Below are 18,618 nucleotides of genomic sequence, written 5' to 3'. Positions count from 1 at the left end.
TCGAAAAGGTAAATAATCTTCTTGATTTGTAGTTTCTACGTCACAGCTGATGTATCCACCTTACCATAAAATAGGATGACTTTGACAATTGCAAGGTAAGTACTCACATATAGTCCGAGCAGATCTGCGGGAGCCTTTAAATTAGCATTCCTACATTAGAGAAAAGTGATTCAAATATATCCCGCAGATTTCGAAGAAGGCCGCAGAAAAAAGAAGATATCCGGAGAGAAATGTACCATGATAACCCTAAGCGTATATGAAACTGAAATATTCCTTCTTCATTTTCCTTCTTCATTTTCCTTCTGCTTACTTTCATCGCGTTTGGGTTGATGAGGTACCACCAATTCCAATTTGAAGCTGCCACAGGGTTGAAATTCAATGTGATGGAATTTGAGCTTCCGGGGAGTGCCGAAAGGCTGAAGGGGTTGATTGCATCTTGGGGCGAACCGGCACAAAAGGCATTTGTCCTGCAACAGCTGAAGTTGGATTACCTCTTTATGTCAACTTTGTTTCCAACCATTTTTATCCTTTGCTTATGGGCAAGGAAAAATTTCCAAGTCCTAGAATTGAAGCATCATTATCCTAACAAATTCCAATTCCACAAAAACTTACTGCTTTTCCTAGCGGCATTTCAGTTTCTTGCTCTGATTTTTGATATCAGCGAAAATATCAGGCTGACACAATGGATCCAACAGGGATTTGTAGGGGACATGCTATTCTTTGAAACCATGGTCAAGCTCAAGTTCTTTTTTGCGATTGTGGGATTATTGGGTGGACTTGTGTTGATTGTTGTTGCCCAATCAAAAGTGGGTAAGAAAAAAAAACGGGTAGTAATTTCTGAGATTACCACCCTTTCCAATTGTTTGGTGAATTATTCTTTGTAAGGTATACTACTCAGCAAATGTTCCGCAGCAGCGATGAGTTCCTCTTCCCTGGTATCCTTGTCTATTTCGATCCAAGGGGCATAGTCTGTACTGGTTTTTTCAAACATAGCTTCCTTCAATTTGATGTATTTCTTCCATATTTTAGGCGAATCTTTGAGCCAATGTTCCGTTTTCCACCTTGTCAGAGGAGATTTTTTCAATTCTTTGTATCGGTCTGCCTGCTCATCAGGACTGACCGTAAAATAGAATTTGACCAATATGATTCCCGAATCAACCATCATTTTGTCAAAATTATTGACTTGCTCCATGAATTGGTCATATTCTTCATTGGTACACATTCCGAGGATGGGTTCAAAAAGCGCCCTATTGTACCAGCTTCTATCCCACAACACTATTTCCCCTGCCTGGGGCAATTTTTCTACAAACTTTTTAAAATAATATTCGTCGTTACCCAACTCATTTTTCTCCGGAAGATTTACTTCTATCCTGTAATGCCTTGGATTGTTGTGTGAAAAAATCTTACGGATAACCGTACTTTTCTCTGATGAATCACCACCATGAAATAAAACGACCACCTTTTTGCCATTTGCAATGACCCAAAGCTGCAGTCTGACCAACTCCGATTGGATCTCCCTCAATTTGAGTTCATGGCGGGTTGCTTTCAAGACTTTTTCCAGATTGATTTTTTTATTGGCCAACAAGTGTTTGATGCCAATTTTAGAGTTCAATACCTCTACATCTTCTTTTGAAAGTACCATGGTCATTAAAGGTCAAATTTTTGGTTCTTACGGAAATATTTAAAAATCACATTTGGGTCATTCTTCAGATTGGCTTTGGTTTTGCCTTTGCGGGGATATTTGAACCTTGACAATACATATCGTAAACTTTCCAGTCTGGCTTCTTCCTTGTCGTTGGTTTCCACTATTACCCATGGGCAATAGGAAGTGTGGGTCTCGGTAAACATCATTTCTTTGTACTCAGTCAATTCGTCCCAAAGTTCTTGACCTTTGAGGTCCACAGGACTGAATTTCCATTCCTTGAGCGGATTGCCAAGTCGGGCATCAAACCGCTTCTGCTGCTCATCTCTGCTGATATCAAACCAGAATTTGATCACTATGATACCATCTTCATAGAGCATGTGTTCAAAATTGGGAACCTGCTTCATAAATGTTTCATATTGTTTCTCGGAGCAAAATCCCATCACAGGCTCCACAACGGCCCGGTTGTACCAGCTCCTGTCAAAAAATTTGATTTGTCCACTGTTGGGAAGTTCCTCAATGTACCTCTGAAAGTACCATTGTCCCCTTTCGACATCCGTAGGTTTGCTTAGCGCAACAACACCGGTAGAATTTGGATTGAGGAATTCTACAAAGCGCTTGATGGAACCTCCTTTTCCGGCTGCATCTCGGCCTTCGAAGATCACAGCAACCCGAAGGTTTTTTTTCTCAATGTGCTCCTGAAGGAGAGCAAGTTCAGTCTGAAGAAGCTTCAAGTCTTCTTCATATTTTGCCCGTTTGATGGATTTCTTTAGGTTGATCCCTTCAATTTTAGACAAGGCCACCAGTTCTTTTCTGGTTTTGATATTTTCTAATTGTTCGGCTGAAAACATTGGAAATTGTTTAAAAATTATAACTAAAATTTGTGATAATGATTGGGATTTCCAAGTATTTCATCCTTTATTCTTCCAGAACCAAAAAAATATTCATAAAAAAATATTTATTCTTCTAAGATTTTCACCTTTCCCGATTCCATATTATAAACTGCACCGACCACTCTCAGTTTACCATTGTTGATAAGAGAATCTATCGATGGAATCGATGCTTTGAGCGCATGGATTCCATGCAAAACATTGGCTTCTACAGCTTTTTCAAAAAAATTAGGGGAGGTTCTTATGAGAGCTTTTTCTTCTTCCTCAGCATCTATAAAGTCAATGATTTTTTGAATGTTTTCAGGATAAATATGGGAATGGTCATGGTCATGCTCCACAAATGCGCCGATTGCCCCACAGTTGGTATGTCCTAAAATAATCACCAATGGAACCCCAAGGTATTCAATGGCAAATTCCACGCTTCCGATTTCATTTGCACCAACAATATTTCCTGCATTTCTGATAACAAACAAATCTCCCAAACCCTGATCAAAAACCAACTCAGGGGACACCCTTGAATCTGCACAACTTATGATCGCGGCACCTGGGTGTTGACCTTGATTATGGTTATTAGTTCTCATCTTGTTTTGTCCAAAATGAACCGGATTTTTCTTGGTAAACCTATCGTTACCGTCTAGTAAAAAGTCCAGAAATTGTTCTCTTGGTATTTCTTCGGATTCAAGCGTACTTTTAGAACTGTTAAAGCTAAAAACAATGAACATCATCCCCACAGGCACAAGCCAGATCAGCTGGGAATATTTTTTTTTATAGTGAATCATAGTATAGATTCTTTGATTTTCTTAATCAAATCTCATTCTTATTTGAGCCTTTAAAAGTGATATTAAGCACTGTTGTAGGTGATATTTATCATTTTTTACCCCTTAAAAAATTCTGTTTTACTTTATTACCAACCATGTAAAGCTATCTGCAGGGATGGTAACGTTTATGATGAGTTCCTGCTTTTGAGTCAATTTATAATTAGTTGCTTTTTCCCCTTCCACATTTACTGTGACCTGATTTTTTTCCCCAATATAATATAGAGGTATTTCCAGTACTCTTCCGATATCTTCCTGAGTGGGATTGAACAGCATGATGAGGGCTTTTTCTTTCCCTTTTGGATCGACGTGCATCCACCCATCCCAATCCCTTCCGTCTGCACGTCGGAGTCGGATGATGTCTGCATTGAGGATATCTCTGTATTTTTTGTACCAATCAATGACAGAGATGACCATTGCTTTTGTTTCCTCGGTGTCGTACAATCTAGGACCACGGTAGCAAGCCTGTACACCTGCACCATAATATTGCATCATCAATTGCCTGTAATCTTCAAGATGCTCACTAAGCGGTTCCAATACCGCATCGGCTCCTCCGCCATGATATGCAGTTAAGGGTACAAAACCCCAGCCCATCGAGGGTGTTTTCTCCCAAGTTCCGTCATGAATATTTTGCCTGTTTAGGATTTTTTGCCTTTCTCTTGGCAGGGAAAAATTCACCTCCCGATAGCCCAAAGCGATCTTGTGTGTCCCATCCAAAAAGTACCAATCCGGCGCATTGATATAGATTCCGCGGGCATTCATCCATTGGTAAAGTCCCTTTTGGAGATTGATCTGTACCCACTGTGAATCATGCAGACCCTCGTGACCAGGATGGGAAGTAGAGGCACAGACGTCCCCGGGATAAGGTCCGTCATTTTCAAAAATATCGAAACCGGTGTTTTCAAAGAAAAACCGGAGCTTGTCAAGGTAATCGAGACCCCATTCGCTTGCCATACAAGGGGCATTTCCAAAAAAAGCCCCGCCAGGCTTGCCAGTGATTGGACTGATGACATCGTGTTCATCGCTTATTTTGCGGGAGCTAAACAGCGAATAGCCACCGATTTTGATCCCTTTTTGATGGGCATAATCCGCAAGGGTTTTCCATCGGCTCATATTTTCAGGAGAAATATCCTCCATGTTGATATGGCTTCCAAAACTCAGAATCAAAGCCTCATATCCCGTGGCTACACATTGGTCAATGGCAGTCTTGACTTCCCCGTCGTTTTTGCTCACCAAATGCATAAAAATGGGATTTTGCAAAGTCCAAGGTGCCAAAGCCCGGTACATTTTCCTCCTTGCCAGACCATTTCTTTCCCTGTCATAACTGTCCAAAACCAATTCATAAGTACGGATAGACTGGAAATTTTCTCCCGGTTTCAGGTCGATTCCAATCCCCCTTTCGGGATAGACTTCAAGGATATTGGGCGTCCGCAATTCATAATTGACTTGGGAAGTGTAGCTTGAATCCGGCTTCCAATGTGTTGCCTGACTGCTGAGTTCGGCATGCATGGCGTTGTTGAAGGCAAAGTTGTTTTCGATATACAGTTGGTGCGGCTTTTTCATCTTATCTGTACTGCCGACCACGGCAGACTCTTCTTCCACTATTCCGAGAATTTCATTGACCACCTGATTTATATGGATGCTTTCATTCCCTGCATTTTCCAATGTCAGGTATTTCCCCATCAGCGGAAGGTCATCAAAGAGCTCGTAATGGATTTTCAAAATGAGGTTGTCAAAATCAGGATGGCTATAGCTAAAGCTTATCTTTTTGCCGTTAGCGTCTTTTTTATGGCCTGTCCAAAAAACAGTTTTGGTAGGAAAATGGGTCGTGATTTCACCGATTTCGTAGGATTGGTATTGGAAATCTTCCGATGATGACTCCATTTCGCCCAACCACTCTTTTCGGAAAAATCCCCTTTCTTGTTGTCCGCTAAGGCCACCGATCTGATAGGTTTTACCATTCAGGATAATCCGGGCTTCGGGCATGACGGTCCGAAGCATTTGCTCTCCTGTCATCAGGTTGGTAAAATCAAAACAAGTGAGATTGGGTGACAGGACAAAACTTCTACGGATCAGGCCATTGTCCATATGGATTTCTTTATTATCCAATAGGATGATTTCGGCTTTCCTTTGTTGGCCGTCGACAAGCCAATCGGCAAAGTCCTCGTGCTCCTCATGAGAATTGCAGGAAATGAGGCCAGCTAAAATAAAAATACAGACAATCCGTGCTGTTTGGGTTATCATAGAATGATGTATATGAAGGTAGAGTTAATGTTTTGATCAATTTAAAAAATAAGCTAGAAAGCAGCACCAAGTTGCGGAGTTTGCATTTGGATTATTTTTCCTTTTGAGTCGGCATGGTCAGAAATCAAAGCACCCTTTGGATTAGAAAGCTTTGTGCCCTAGTGACAGTCGGCGGCGAATTGGAAGAAGTGCAGATGATGCTGAGTTTGGTTGCTATGGCAAATAAGTGGAGGTATTAACCTTTACTTATTTCAAATCCAACCATCCTGATTTTCGGGATGTGAAAGCAGAAAAGTTACCCAAGCCACCCTGCACATTGTTAGGAATCCTAATTGAAGTAACAAAAGGGTAGTCACCATAATATTTTTGCTGGATTACAGCCACATAATAGTCATAGTAGCTTTTGCTGATGGTCCGTAGTTCTGCACTTAGTTCATATTGAATCTCGGGGAAGAAAATAACCGATAAATATTCCAACACGATGATTCGCTTGTTGCTTTTTGATCCAAAGACGTTGGGATTATACATAATACCTGAATTTAGTCCTCCTTCGAAGGCCACGCCATTATTATCGACATTTAACAATCCTTCGTTGTCCAACACCACCTTGACTTGTTCAACTTGTTCAACGTCATTAAATCCGTTTGTCCTGACAAAAAACTGCAAATGGAAGTAATTTTTTTCATCCAAAAGCTCTAAATCCACTTCTACTGTGATTAGGCCATTGGCCCTGTTGATGGATAGGATTCGGAATGTGGGTGCCTCTGCTGCATTCTCAGGGACCCGATCCGTGGTTTCCACAGCCGGATATCCGGGAGCATTGACTTTGAGCGAATAGGACTTACCTGCCTCAGGCACGGACTCAAATGCAAAAAAGGCCCTGTAAGCAAAATGATTTGGAAACTTTTTTTCAATTTCAGGCAAGCCCACAGTGACAGTTGCTGAAGGCTGGAACGTACCCTCCTCCAACTTCTGGCCTCCTTCCCACAGTTCTACTCTGGCATCCGGAATATTCTGCAAGGCTAACATGGTAGTGGTAAATGGGATGTTATTGGTCACGGATATCAGCAAAGGTGCATCGGGGCTGATATGACCATTGACTACCAATTTCTTTTGGGAATCAATGATTTCAATTGGGGAAGGAGACTCAAACAGGCAGGAACTGGTCGCATAAAGCAACCCAAGCGCTGCTAAATTTCGGATGACATTAGAAGAATATTCCATATGAAAAACCAGGGATAAGTGGAAATAAGGGATTGTCTATGAGTTGGATGGATCCGTCAGATGCTGCTCCAGGATCTTGGGATAGGAAGAAGGTGTTTTGCCGATTGTATAGATTGTACACACTGACTGAAAAGCGGTGCCCTCCCCATGTGGTGGTTTTTTCGTAATTGGCAGAAATATCCAATCGGTGATAGGGCTTGAAGCGATAAGCATTTCGGGTACTGTACTCGACTAAATCTGCAACGTTTCCTATCCTATCGCCAGGGATCACAACATTTTCAACAAAAGTCGTAACAGGCAATGTCACCGCCCTTCCTGTCAGGTAGATCCAAGTGGCACTGAGATTCCATCGTTTACCAACTTGCTGATTGATCAAGGCTGAAAAATCATGTCTTCTGTCGAAAATGAAAGGGAACGGTTCTCCGTTATTGATTTCTTGGAAAATCCGGTCCGATTTAGACCAAGTATAGGATATCCAACCCTGTGTTTTCCCCACCTGCTTTTGCAGCATCATTTCCACCCCTTTGGCTAATCCATCTCCGGTGGTCACCTTCTCACTTATACTTCCCGTATTCATAAAAAATGTTACCCCGTCTTTGAAATCCAAGAGGCCTTCCATTTTCTTATGGAAGCCTTCTACCGTAAAATCAACACCTCTGGAAAACGTTTTAGTATACCCCAAAGACCACTGATTGGCATTTTGTGGGCCTATCTCCGGACTGGAACCTAACCAAAGATCAGTTGGCAGCCCGATACCACTGTTGGTCAGCAGATGAAGGTATTGGGTCATTTTTGCGTACCCTCCCTTGATGGCGTTTGATTCATTGATTGCCCATCTAAAGGAAGCCCTGGGCTGAATGGAAGGATAACTGACGCCACCCGACCAAAAATTACTGGCATGGATACCGACATTGACGCCCAACTTTCGGTTGATCGTTATCTCGTCCTCCACAAAAACAAACCCTTCCCATGCGTTATTCTCTTCCCTCAAGCTTGAAGAATCCTCCTCCCGTTGGTTGTTGCGGGTAATGGAGAAGTTGGACTGAAATTGATTTACAAATCGATGTCTGAGTAGAAGTCCGCCAAATTTCACAAAGTGGGTTGGATTTGGGAAATAGCTGAAATCAATTTTTCCCCCATAGTCCCGGATGGAGGACTGTTGGTCTGAAAAGTCCTCACTGAATATCCGTTCACCCCCTGATCTTATTTCTACATTGTTATCCGAAACGGTATTCAACTGATACCTGCTTGTAAAAAGATTGACATTGGAAAACAGGGTTGGCTGAAAGACGTGGTTCCATCGCAAAGAGGCCACCTGATTGCCCCATCCAAGTTTGACATCTTGTTCACTTTCTACCGTGGAGTTTCCGAAGGAGCTTATTCTTAGCGTATTGTCATTATAGCGGTCATTTCCCTGATAAATGCTCAGGTAGATCCGATCCTTGGCAGAAAAAGTATAGTTAACCTTGGCATTGACATCGTAGAAGGAATAATTGCTTTGGCCTCCGTCGGCACCATTTTCCATTTTTTGCCTTCTGGTAACAGGAATCAAAATGGGATCCAAAAAGCTTCTCCGGGCCGAAACCATAAAGGTCATTTTCTCCCCCGCCATCGGCCCTTCCAAAAAAAACTTCGAGGCAAAGGTACTGAGTCCGACATTTCCCGAAATCCTTTCCTTAGTGCCTTCTTTCATGCTGATGTCCAAGACTGAGGAAAGTCTTCCTCCATATCGGGCTGGAAAAGCTCCTTTGGTCAAATCCATGTTTTGGATCGCATCGGCATTGAATACCGAGAGAAAGCCAAAAAGATGGGAGACATTGTACATAGGCACGCCGTCCAATAGGATCAGATTTTGATCCTGAGAACCGCCACGTACATTGAAGCCCGATGTGCCCTCGGTACCAAACTGCACGCCCGGAAGCAGCTGAAGAATCCGCAGGGGATCGATCTCTCCGCCGATTGCAGGCAGCTTTCGGACCAAGGCCATATTTACCTTGAAGGTACTCATCTGAATTTCCTCCACCTTGTCTTCCACCGAGACTACGGATACCTCATCCAATAGCACATTGGCAATTTGGAGCTGGAAATTCTTCGCAATGTCTTGGAATAAAGCAACCTCTTCGGTCAGGGTCTGAAAACCCACATAAGAAATCTTTACCTTGTAGTTGCCCTGTGGAATGGATAGTGCGAAGTACCCATATTCGTTGGTGGTAATTCCGATTCCTGTGCCCAAGACCTGAATGTTGGCACCGATGAGCTTTTCTCCATCACCATGATTGGTCACATAGCCGCTGAGGAATCTTCTGGAGGAAGCGGCAGGTGACAATAAGATCAGATTCCCCTGAATCTTATATTCCAATTGTAAGGCAGCTGTCCAAAAAGAAAGGATTTCTTCAAGTTTAGCCTGCTCAAAATTTATGTCCACAGCCTTTTCTTTTGGAAGGATTTGGCTTTGATAGACAAATCGGAAAGCAGTCTGCTGCTCAATGCTTTCGATCAGTTGCGGAGGGGAATAGTTTCCTTTTAGGCTTATCCGGTCCTGAGCTTTTGCACAAAAAGACAAAAAACAAAGCGTGAAAATCAAAAACAACCTTACCATGAGGCACCTCCCTTTTCACAATTTCCACCTTCTAGTAGCATAGTTGATTTGGAGGATTGCTGCAGTTCACTTCCAAAGGTTATGGCGACAGCCTGTACCATCTCATCGGGAGTCAATCCCTCAAACTTGGCCGTGAGTCTACAGCCTAACAAAGAATCAGACGATAACTTGATTACGATGCCAAAATTATAAGCCATGTCGGCGACAAACTGAGACAAAGGCGCATTGTCATACTTCAGTTCACCTGTCCACCAAGCGAGGTCATTGGCACTTTTTTCCTTTTCTATGAACTGATCGCCCAAAATGGTCAGTGACATGTCCTTTGTCAGGATACTGCTTTGACCTGAAGGGACTCCAAATTCCACTTTACCTGAAAAAACAGAGACAGTAGCTTCTTCCGGTTTGGCGGATTGGACCAAAAAGGATGTTCCCAATACCTTGACAAAATGTGATTCGGATTGGACCAAAAATGGCTTTTGCACATTTCTTTTTATCTCAAAAAATGCATCGCCTTCCAAAATGACCGTTCGCTCCTCCTCCAAATAGTCCTTCGAAACTTTCAGTTCAGCCCCCTCTTTCAAGACTACGCGGGAACTGTCGGACAGCCAAACCTCCAATGGTCCATTTCCTGCAATGTAATGCTCCTGCTTGGGTGAAATCGAAAGCCAAACGGATAGAGAAATCGTCAGGATGACAGCCGCTGCCGCTGCATATTTGAAAAAGGCAGGAATAGTAAAAGTCTTCTTTTCCCCGATTTCTGCTTCAATTCCTGACCAAATCCTTCCCCTGTCAGGTAGAGGAATCCTGGAAGCCAACTTTGCCGAATTTTGCCAGAGCAAATGGTAGCTCTCCCATTTCTGGAGATTCTCGGGACTTTTGTCAAGCCACACATGCAATTCCTGAATATCTTCCTGACTCGGACTTTCGAGCCATCTTGCCAATTGTTCGTCTGTAGGTTCCATTGGTTTCCTCTTTCCCTATAAGTCGGGAAGTGGCTTCAAAACCCCCATCCTGTTACTGAAAAATTTGCAGCAATCCGAAAAAAAGTTGAGGAAGGAGGTTTTTTCTTAAAATTTTGAGGGCTTTACCGATTTGGTTTTCGACCGTTTTTGGACTGATATCCAGAGTTTTGGCGATCTCGGCATAGCTCATATTCTCAAATCGACTGAGCTTGAATATCATTTGGCAACGATCGGGAAGTGCCGCAATCTCTTTATCAAGCAGTTCTAATTGGATGTCTTCGTCCTTCGACTCTTCGACTTCGGCAATGATTCCCTCAGCATCAATGTCTTCTGCAAATTTTAGGATATCCTTTCTTTTCCTTCGGTAATCTATGGCTTTGAAGGTGGCGGATTTCAGCAGGTAACTGTTCCAACTTTCAATGGCGGGCAGTTCAAATCTCCTTTGCCAAAGGCTCACAAAGATGTCCTGACACAATTCTTCAGAAAGCTGAGAATCTCCTAATAGGGAATATAATCTCCGATATACAAATGAATAATGGCTGTCGAAAAAATCCCTGAAGGACTTTTCGTTCCCAAAGTCAGGGTTTTTTAATTTTTTGTCAAATAAGGCCATGGCAAGGTAGATATCTGACAAAACAGACACCTATGCAACATGGATTAATTTAAAATGTTTGGATGACCGTGCGTCAAACAATTGGAGATCAATAAAATATGATCGTCTTGTTTCTGTAAGCCAATATTTTCCTTTCAAGGTGGTATTTGATGGCTTTGGAAAGAACCACTTTTTCTACATCCTGTCCGATCTGGACAAGATCAGCCGGGGAGTTATGGTGGCGTACGCGGGCCACTTCCTGTTCGATGATCGGCCCTGCATCCAATTCCTCAGTAACATAATGTGCTGTCGCACCGATGATTTTGACGCCACGCTCGTAGGCGGCATGGTAAGGCTTGGCTCCCACAAAAGCAGGTAAGAATGAATGGTGGATGTTGATAATTTTGTTGGGATAATTCCTAATAAAATCCTCGCTCAAGATTTGCATGTACCTGGCCAAGACCACAAAATCCGTTCTGTATTGATTTAGCAATTCCAATTGCTTTTCTTCCACATCCATCCTGTTGGCTTTGTCCACAGCAAAATAGTGGAAAGGAATGCCAAAGGCTTCTACCACCTTTTTGTGGTCGGCATGGTTGGAAATCACCACAGGAATGTCCACATCAAACTGTCCTGAATAGTGTCTGCTCAATATATCGATCAGACAATGGGAAAGCTTGGATACAAAAACTGCCATCCTTGGCTTTCGGAAATTGAAAAACAATTCAAATTCCATGTCAAATTTCTTCCCGACTTTGGCTTCAAAAATAGGTTCGATTTCTTCTCTTTTCAGTCCAAAACTTTCTAATTGCCAAGAAACCCGCATAAAAAACATCCCGACTTCACCGTCCACATGTTGGTCAATTTCAAGGATATTTCCCTGATAGGAATATAAAAATTCAGAAACACTGGCAACAATGCCTTTCTGATCCTTGCATTGGATAATCAAAATTGCTTTTTTCATTTATTTGCGAGTAAGTGTGGTTTATCAATCCAATAATGCCTCGACATCTTCCTTGCTGAGGCTTTTCATAAAACTTTCTTCTGTACTGATCAATTCTCCGGCGAGCGCAGTTTTCCTTTCCTGCAGTGCCATGATTTTTTCCTCTACTGTGTTTCGGGTGATAAATTTGTAGATGATTACTTTGTTTTGCTGACCGATTCTGTGTGCCCTGTCTATGGCTTGGGCTTCTACGGCAGGATTCCACCAAGGGTCTAGTAAAAAGACATATTCGGCTTTGGTCAGGTTCAAACCCACGCCGCCCGCTTTAAGGGAAATCAGAAAAATTTTGATCTCTTCATTCTCCTGAAATGATTCTACCTGAGCCTGACGGTTTTTTGTGGTTCCATCAAGATAGGCGTATTTGATGTTCTCTTTTTCTAGGTACTCTTTGACGATGGCAAGATGTCTTACAAATTGACTGAAAACCAAAACTTTGTGACCCTCACTGACAGTTGATTCTATCATGTGCGTCACATCTTCCATCTTGCCAGAATCACCTGTGTAGTCTTTGTCTGTTAACCTTGGGTGGTTTGCCAACTGTCGGAGTTGGGTGAGTCCGCGGAGTAAGGTGAACTGCTGGTTTTTCATTCCCGGAACAAACATTTCCTTGGTGATCTTTTCCCTGTAATATCCTTTGACCTCTTCATAAGCTTTTTCCTGCTCAGGTGTCATGGTCGAATATTTGACATTGATGACTTTCTCAGGCAGATCAGTCGCTACCTGGCTTTTTAACCTTCTGAGGATAAAGGGCTTGATCATGGCGTGCAGTTTGGCCGCCTTGTCTTGGTCATTCTTCTTTTCTATTGGCAATAAAAACTGCTTCTTGAACATGTTTTGGTTACCCAAAAGACCCCTATTGATAAAATTCATTTGGGACCAAAGGTCCATGGTTCCATTCTCGACCGGTGTTCCTGTCAGGATCAACCGCTGTCTGCAGGTCAGTTCATTTACTGCCTTGGCGATGATGCTACTTGGGTTTTTGATTGCTTGGGATTCGTCCAAGATGACATAATTGAAATAGAATCCCTTCAGCATATCCACATCCATCCTTGTAATCCCATAAGAGGTGAGGACCAGATCATATTTTGCAAAACGGCTGATGTCCTTGATTCTTTGGCTTCCGGTATAAGTGAGGATTTTGAGCTTAGGGGTAAACTTCCTTGCTTCCAATTCCCAGTTGTAAATTAAGGAAGTCGGCATGACAAGTAAGGAAGTAGCATCTGGATTTTGCTCTTTTTCATGTGCCAAAAGTGCCAAAGTCTGCACGGTTTTTCCCAATCCCATGTCATCAGCTAGGCATCCTCCAAAACGGAACTCGTTCAGAAACCGCATCCAATTGTACCCGGCTTTTTGGTATGGCCGGAGAATACCTTTGAAGGTTACCGGCAATTCATAATCCTCTATCTGATTGAAGTTCCTCAATTTCTCAAGTTTTTGACTCAACTTAAGGTGGAGAAGATTACTGTTTTGTAGCTCTTGGGCTAGGGCAATATGGTGTTTTTTAAGAACGAGTGACTGATGGTCGGTATTGGATTCATGGTCTTCCATGAAGGCAAACATTTCGGAGTAATTGACAAACCACGAATTGGGAATGACCGCAATCTCTCCGTTTGGTAGGTCAAACTCAGTTTTACCCTGAAGCAAAAGTCTTCTAATCTTATGGAACGGGATCTCATAAGTGCCAAATCTGATTACTGCGTTGACATCAAACCAATCAATGTTTTCCTTGACTTCAACAGAAATGTTGGCGTGCCCGATAAAATATCTTTTCCCTTTTTGAGTAGGTGCCTGTTGGATCCGGATACCCATTTCCTCGAGGTTGTCTTTGTAGGCATTGATCCATCCAAACGCCTTGGACTTACAGATCGAATACCGCGCATGCTTGACGGGTAATCCAAGATCTTTGAGATAATCGCCGTACGATTTTTCCTTTTCAAGGTCCCTGATTACTTTATGAAAAATATAGTTGTCTCCAATATGTTCCAGTTCTACATTGTTGGAAGCTTTTTCTTCCGATCGGAAAGCATAATCGCCATATTGAAACTGTAGGTCAAAAACGATTTTGTCTTCCTCCTCTTCTTCCAATTTGTTTCCAAAAAGGTCTATTTTGGGATTGGATGGTAAGTCACTCAAACTCAACACAGGCCTAGGCATGGACCTTTCCACTTTAATGTCAAATCCTTTGGCATAAACATCAAAAGAAGCAACAAGCTGTGTAACAAACTTTTTGTAATACTGGTCCTCGACCTTTCTTGGAACCACTATGAACTTTTTGTTGAGAAAAGGTTGGAGTTTTTTACCATCAACACCCTTCTTGAAATTGTATAAGTTGTAGTCTACTACGAGCCAGGCCGGTTCGTGACAGATCAGATACGCATTTCGGTATTGCCATTCTAAGGGCACATCCCTGTACTTGATGGTTGGGAAATAATGTGTATTTTCCTCATTTCTCCTAAAATGAAAAAGAACCGCCGCTTTTTCAGGCATGATATTGATTTCTCTCCAAATCGGATTGCCATCATTGCCCATTTCAAAAAACCTTTTCCCAGACAGATTTTCAAGAACTTTAGCCCGCAGACTTTCAAGTTTATGCTCGATCAATTCTTGGACAACTTTATTTCCTGTCTTTGGATCGTAAATCTTTCTAAGGTATTCTTTAGGTTTAAGCTTTTTGATGTCAAATTTTTTGACAATGGACTCCTGCTGCATGTCATCCATCCATTTGATCAACTTAAAATCAGTTTCATCAAGGCCGGATGCAAATTCCGGTGCGTTAACATGCGAAATATTCTGATGGGCGAATGAAAGCCTTCCTTTTTCATCCAACTGAACCATAAAGGACTCAAACAACAGCCCGAGAAATTCGTGGCTGAACAAAGAATATATGATTTGAAATGGTTTTTCTGGGGATACTTTCATGGTGTCAAAATCAATCAACGGAACAAATCCGCCAACTAAAACAGTTTTTTGCAATTAAACTAGCTCGAAAAATACAGAATAAAATTCAGTATTAAAATAAATGGGATTAAGATTTGGTTAATGATAATTTAACAGTTTGGTTATCTGATTAAAGGTTATAGAAATCTGCGGATTGGTGCATAATTGCTTTTTTGCTACAGAACAGGCAAACATATCCCATCTTTATTATTTTGTATTGCCCAGCATGATTTAGTGTCTTGGTTCATCTACTTCGCCAAAAAATTCAAAGTCGCTTCAAAGCAATTAAAACCTCATATGCCCACCCAAAATTCCTGATTTTGAAATACGGGAAATAAATTGATATTTGGTCCAATGGGTAAATCTCAAAGTATTTTATCATGACAAATCCCACGCTTAGCAGGCAGCTTGGGCTGATGGGCCTAGTGGCCACAGGCGTATGTTCGATGCTTGGTGCTTCTATCAATGTTGTGCCTTTTATGATTCAGCGGCATGTTCCGGGAATCGGACCTTACGTATTGCCCGCATTTATTTTTGCTGCGATTCCTGCACTATTGGCTGCTTTTGCCTATAGCCTTCTTGCCACAGCCATGCCAAGGGCAGGGGGAAGTTATGTCTATGCCAGCCGGGGGCTGAATCCCTATTTGGGATTTGTGGCTAGCTTTTCCCAATGGTTTGGACTCTCCATTGTCATCGGGGTGGTGGCTTATGTGACCGTTCCTTTCCTGAGAGATATTGCTACGGCACTGGAATGGACTTCTTTGGCAGCACTATTGGAAAACGGGTTTATCCGTGTGACCTTAGCTTTGGGTCTGGTATGGCTATTTGTATGGGTCAATATCAGAGGGGCAAGTCTGTACGAAAAGACGGTTATTCCTTTGATGATCCTGATGTTTATCATGGGCGGAGTAGTAATCGTAGCAGGTTTTTCATTTACACAAATAGATTTTGCGCAATCCATATTGGAGAAAGAAGGAAGGGTGATTTCGCCTTCAATGGGTACAGAATTCCATTTACCAACTTTCCTATCGGCAGGTGCCTTGTTGTTTGCAAGCTTTATTGGTTTTGATAGCATTGCACAGGCAGGAGGAGAGGCCAAGAATCCCACCAAAAGACTCCCATTGGCAATTGCATTGACGATTGTCATAGTAGGAGGTTATTATATATTGTTTACAAGCGCTGTATATCATGCTATCCCATGGTCTTTTGTTGCGGAAGAAGCTGCGCAAAAAGACATTACTGCTCCTGGTTTGATGGGTTATTTACTTCCATCAGGATTGACAGTGGTGATTGTAGCGGGAGCGGCGATAGCTTTGATCAATGATTTGCCTGCCATGTTGCTATCCGTTTCGAGGCTGATGTTTGCCTGGGCTGAGGATGGTATATTTCCAAAATATTTCACCAAAATCCATCCTCGTTTTCATACACCCTATGCTGCGGTAATTCTCAGCGGAGTCATGGCAAGTGTAGGGATATTGGGAAGTCACTTTGCAGGAAATTTCTTTTTGGGAATTGATATCATGGTCACTTCCATGATGGTGAATTTTCTGCTAATGTGCGTGACTTTATTGACCATCGACAAAGTAAATCCAACCCTGGCTTCAGATATCAAAATCATAAAGAACCGAAAAATACGGAGGTCATTGGGTTGGGCTGGGACATTGATCCTGGTCTTCTTCCTGGCGATCCACACTTGGAAAGACCTCAACAGCAGCACAGAAGCCTGGTATTTCCATTCGTCTCCGATTTGGCTGATTGTGATGGGTCTGGCCTCCCTGATTTTCTATTTTAAATTCAATCAATTGAAAAACAAAGGAATAGACACCAAATCTCTATTTGAAAAATTGCCCTGATATGAACAAGATGAATGATTTATACACAGAATTGGCTCCTAACCTTACTATTTCCAAGGTGTTGACCGGACTTTGGCAGATCGCTGATATGGAAAAGGATGGCAATATCCTTGACCCGAATGTCACCTCCCTTGCCATGGCACCATATGTGGAAGCCGGACTGACATCCTTTGACATGGCGGATCATTACGGTTCGGCAGAAGTCATCGCCGGAACTTTCAAAAATACGCACTCGCTTGGCAAACAAGCCACGCTTTTGACCAAGTGGGTTCCCAAACCGGGCAAATCAAGCTTGGAAGAAACTAGGGCTGCCATCCAGATTTCTCTTGACCGACTTCAGACCAAGCAGATTGATCTGATGCAGTTCCATGCCTGGAGTTACCCTGACCCCACTTGGTTGGACCAATTGTTTTGGCTTAAGGAATTGAAAGAGGAAGGTTTGATCAAGCATATCGGTTTGACCAATTTTGATTCTGCACACTTGCGTATAGCCTGTGCTTCGGGGATTCCGATTGTATCCAATCAGATTTGCCACTCCCTGATCGACCAACGGGCTTCCGGAGAAATGACTCAGGTTTGTCAGCAATATGGCGTGAAAATCCTGGCCTTTGGAACTTTGGCAGGTGGATTTCTTTCAGAAAAATGGTTGGGAAAAACAGAACCGATTTTGGAAAATGAGGCTACTTGGTCTCAGATGAAGTATAAAAGATTTATCGATGCGGCCGGAGGTTGGGAAAAATTCCAAAATCTATTGGAGGCCGTTTCGGGAATAGCTGAAAAACACCTAGTTTCGATTGCAAATGTAGCTACCAAATTCATCCTCGAGCAACCTCAAGTAGGTGGTGTCATCATCGGTGCAAGATTGGGACAAAGTGCCCATGTGGAGGAAACGATGAAACTTTTTTCCTTTTCCTTGTCAGAAAAAGACAAAGCAATCATCCATGAAGCACAATCCATGTTGACTCCGATTCCTGGAGACTGTGGAGACGAGTATAGGAAACCACCCTTTCTCACCGCCTCCGGCGACCTCAGCCATCACCTTGATTCCTTTCCCAAACCATTTGAAGTTCAGCTTGGCACCAACGGAAGTTTACAGGTATTCAGCGGGACAGTATGGGAGGGAATGGCAGGATACAGCCGTGCGACGAGACGGGGCAACAGGATTTCTGTTTCCGGCACCACTGCCACCCATGGGCATCGCATGATCGGCGGAAATGATGCAGGCGCCCAGGCACATTTTGTATTGGACAAAATCGAAGCGGCAATCACCTCCCTCGGTGGAAAAATGGAAGATGTGATCCGCACCAGGATATTTGTAAACAATATCAATGACTGGGAACCTGTGGCTAGGGCACATGGACAGCGGTTTGCAGACATTCAGCCCGCCAACACTTTGGTGGAGGCAAAATTGGTCGGAGAGGGATATTTGGTAGAGATTGAGGCAGAAGTGGAGATTTTGTAGGTGTGTTTCACGCAAAGACGCAAAGGCGCAAAATGTGAAAATAGAAAGTATCTTCGTTATCCTGAATAAATGGTTATCCTGCTTCTCCGGAAGCAGGATTCCAATGCCAATATTTCTTTATTCACGCAAAGATGCAAAGTCGCCAAAAGTGAAAGCCAAATAAATTTCCAATGAACCGCTTAGTTATCCTGCTTCTCCGGAAGCAGGATTCCAATGCCAATATTTCTTTATTCACGCAAAGACGCAAAGTCGCCAAAAGTGAAAGCCAAATAAACTTCCACTGAATTGCTTAGTTATCCTGCTTCTCCGGAAGCAGGATATATTGTGAAACTGTATATTGGAGAGCAGATAAGTATTGTTTTTGCACCAAAATCCCTTGATTTAAATTCTTATAT

At 42.6% G+C, this 18,618-nt stretch carries 14 protein-coding genes; 4 read left to right on the top strand and 10 right to left on the bottom strand.

The features are described from left to right. Positions 1–329 precede the first annotated feature (329 nt). Positions 330–884 (top strand): hypothetical protein, encoded by a 555-nt coding sequence (locus M3O96_RS07885; RefSeq protein WP_249719786.1) that lies wholly within the window; start codon positions 330–332, stop codon positions 882–884. On the opposite strand, the gene M3O96_RS07880 is transcribed toward M3O96_RS07885, so the two are convergent. From M3O96_RS07880 to M3O96_RS07865, 4 genes are all read right to left on the bottom strand, one after another. Further along, positions 872–1,648, bottom strand: a complete 777-nt coding sequence (locus tag M3O96_RS07880) for a polyphosphate kinase 2 family protein (RefSeq protein ID WP_249719785.1) — start codon at positions 1,646–1,648, stop codon at positions 872–874. The two genes, M3O96_RS07885 and M3O96_RS07880, sit on opposite strands and share 13 nt — an antisense overlap. Continuing rightward, on the bottom strand, positions 1,648–2,493 hold the full coding sequence (ppk2, locus tag M3O96_RS07875; RefSeq protein ID WP_249719784.1) for a polyphosphate kinase 2: 846 nt from the start codon (positions 2,491–2,493) through the stop codon (positions 1,648–1,650). Before ppk2 ends, M3O96_RS07880 begins: the two co-directional genes overlap by 1 nt. A 107-nt stretch (positions 2,494–2,600) precedes the next feature. Continuing rightward, entirely contained in the window at positions 2,601–3,311 is a 711-nt protein-coding gene (locus tag M3O96_RS07870) for a carbonic anhydrase (RefSeq protein ID WP_249719783.1), read from the bottom strand. A gap of 117 nt (positions 3,312–3,428) precedes the next feature. Beyond that, on the bottom strand, positions 3,429–5,591 hold the full coding sequence (locus M3O96_RS07865) for an alpha-galactosidase (protein WP_249719782.1): 2,163 nt from the start codon (positions 5,589–5,591) through the stop codon (positions 3,429–3,431). Positions 5,592–5,704: 113 nt separating this feature from the next. Between M3O96_RS07865 and M3O96_RS22025 the strand changes: the two genes are divergently transcribed. After that, positions 5,705–5,830, top strand: coding sequence for a hypothetical protein (locus tag M3O96_RS22025; protein ID WP_283773967.1), 126 nt, complete (start codon positions 5,705–5,707; stop codon positions 5,828–5,830). 7 nt (positions 5,831–5,837) lie between these two features. On the opposite strand, the gene M3O96_RS07860 is transcribed toward M3O96_RS22025, so the two are convergent. The 6 genes from M3O96_RS07860 to M3O96_RS07835 all read right to left on the bottom strand — a co-directional run bounded on the left by M3O96_RS07860 (position 5,838) and on the right by M3O96_RS07835 (position 14,890). After that, positions 5,838–6,815 carry a DUF4249 domain-containing protein gene (locus tag M3O96_RS07860; protein ID WP_249719781.1) on the bottom strand — a complete coding sequence of 326 codons (978 nt, stop codon included), beginning with the start codon at positions 6,813–6,815 and terminating at the stop codon, positions 5,838–5,840. Beyond that, complete coding sequence (locus tag M3O96_RS07855; RefSeq protein ID WP_249719780.1) at positions 6,799–9,414, bottom strand: TonB-dependent receptor; 2,616 nt, start codon at positions 9,412–9,414, stop codon at positions 6,799–6,801. Before M3O96_RS07855 ends, M3O96_RS07860 begins: the two co-directional genes overlap by 17 nt. Further along, entirely contained in the window at positions 9,408–10,376 is a 969-nt protein-coding gene (locus tag M3O96_RS07850) for a FecR family protein (RefSeq protein WP_249719779.1), read from the bottom strand. Before M3O96_RS07850 ends, M3O96_RS07855 begins: the two co-directional genes overlap by 7 nt. A gap of 52 nt (positions 10,377–10,428) precedes the next feature. Then, entirely contained in the window at positions 10,429–11,010 is a 582-nt protein-coding gene (locus M3O96_RS07845) for an RNA polymerase sigma factor (protein WP_249719778.1), read from the bottom strand. Between the two features lie 67 nt (positions 11,011–11,077). Beyond that, a complete protein-coding gene (gene purU, locus M3O96_RS07840; protein ID WP_249719777.1) occupies positions 11,078–11,932 on the bottom strand; it encodes a formyltetrahydrofolate deformylase in 855 nt (284 codons plus the stop codon). Positions 11,933–11,956: 24 nt separating this feature from the next. Further along, the gene (locus M3O96_RS07835) at positions 11,957–14,890 is read right to left on the bottom strand and encodes a DEAD/DEAH box helicase (RefSeq protein WP_249719776.1); all 2,934 of its coding nucleotides are present in this window, start codon (positions 14,888–14,890) and stop codon (positions 11,957–11,959) included. A 398-nt stretch (positions 14,891–15,288) separates the two neighbouring features. On the opposite strand from M3O96_RS07835, the gene M3O96_RS07830 reads away from it, so the two are divergent. Together M3O96_RS07830 and M3O96_RS07825 are read left to right on the top strand one after the other, a co-directional pair. Further along, positions 15,289–16,761 (top strand): APC family permease, encoded by a 1,473-nt coding sequence (locus M3O96_RS07830; protein WP_249719775.1) that lies wholly within the window; start codon positions 15,289–15,291, stop codon positions 16,759–16,761. Between the two features lies 1 nt (position 16,762). Continuing rightward, positions 16,763–18,223, top strand: a complete 1,461-nt coding sequence (locus M3O96_RS07825; protein ID WP_249719774.1) for an aldo/keto reductase — start codon at positions 16,763–16,765, stop codon at positions 18,221–18,223. The last annotated feature ends 395 nt before the right edge of the window (positions 18,224–18,618 follow it).

Origin of the sequence: Aquiflexum sp. TKW24L (assembly GCF_023502205.1) — a bacterium.
Taxonomy (GTDB): Bacteria; Bacteroidota; Bacteroidia; order Cytophagales; family Cyclobacteriaceae; genus Cognataquiflexum.
This window is presented reverse-complemented; position numbering and strand designations above follow the sequence as displayed.